Origin of the sequence: Bradyrhizobium sp. HKCCYLRH3099, assembly GCF_051167855.1 — a bacterium.
Classification (GTDB): domain Bacteria; phylum Pseudomonadota; class Alphaproteobacteria; order Rhizobiales; family Xanthobacteraceae; genus Bradyrhizobium.
In genome coordinates this window covers 1-1,030 of sequence record NZ_JBNPTW010000040.1, presented here as the reverse complement: position 1 = coordinate 1,030, position 1,030 = coordinate 1, and the positions used below count along the sequence as shown (strand labels likewise).

Sequence of the window (1,030 nt, the reverse complement as noted above, 5' to 3'; positions counted from 1 at the left end):
TATACGGAAACATATCCTGAGTTTCTGAGATAGTTGGCGCACTCCTTTTCCGGGAAGAGATCGAGGAGATCTCCAGCTTTTCGCCAAGTCGCTTCGATGGTGCGAGGTTCTGCGTCTCGCATCAGGTGCTTGAGTTTGGCGAAGACCTGCTCGATCGGATTGAGGTCAGGACTGTAGGGAGGCAAGAAGAGCAGGTGCGCTCCTCTTGCGCGGATGAGGTCGCGAGCTTCCCTTCCTTTGTGGCTTCCGAGATTGTCGAGAATCACGACATCTCCCTTGACCAAGGTCGGAGCCAGCTCCTTCTCGACATAGAGCGTGAAGAGTTCGCCGTTGATCGGACCATCGATGACCCAGGGTGCCGAGATCCGATCGCAGCGCAGTGCTGCGATAAATGTCATCGTTTTCCAGTGACCGAACGGCACAGATGCCTCAAGCCGCTGCCCGCATGGTCCCCAACCACGCAGCGGGGCCATATTGGTCTTGATCCAGGTCTCATCGATAAAGACCAGGCGAGACACATCAATCTTGCCTTGGTGAGCTTTCCAGCGTGATCGCTTACGAGCGATATCAGGACGATCCTGCTCCGCCGCCCGCATCGTTTTTTTTGAAGCTCAGGCCTTCGGCGTGGACGAAGGTCCACACGGCCCGCACATCGGTCCGGATGCCACGCTCGGCCAGCTCAGCTATTAACTTGCGCAAGGTGAATGGACCGGAACGAATACGTTTGCGAAGCCATTCGGCATGGGCCCCGGATAAAGTCCGCTTCTTGTGGCCACCGATTTTTCCCGGAGCGACGCCTCCAGTCTGTCGTCTGAGGTTCTTCCACTTGCTGATGCAGGACGGGCTGATCCGAAGCGCCTGCGCGATCGAGCGGACCGTCTCACCTGCATCCGCGCGCGCCAGAGCGCGTTCGCGAATGTCTTCCGAATAGGGCCGTGTCATCCGTGCTGGCCTCCGGCTCCAGCATGGAATTTGAATCAGAAGTTCACCGCCTGGGGAATCCTGATTCCGGCAAAAAACATCATGTTCT

The 1,030-nt window shown here is 57.2% G+C and carries 1 protein-coding gene; it reads right to left on the bottom strand.

Features of this window, described 5'->3' with window-relative positions; translation table 11 throughout:
- Window positions 1–942, bottom strand: a protein-coding gene (locus tag ACQR1Y_RS34640; protein ID WP_434880148.1) for an IS630 family transposase whose coding sequence is annotated in 2 segments (ribosomal slippage) — window positions 1–605 and window positions 607–942 — 941 coding nt annotated over the 2 segments. Because the reading frame shifts where the segments join, the coding sequence is not laid out codon by codon here. This gene is flagged as partial in the annotation.
- Window positions 943–1,030 lie beyond the last annotated feature (88 nt).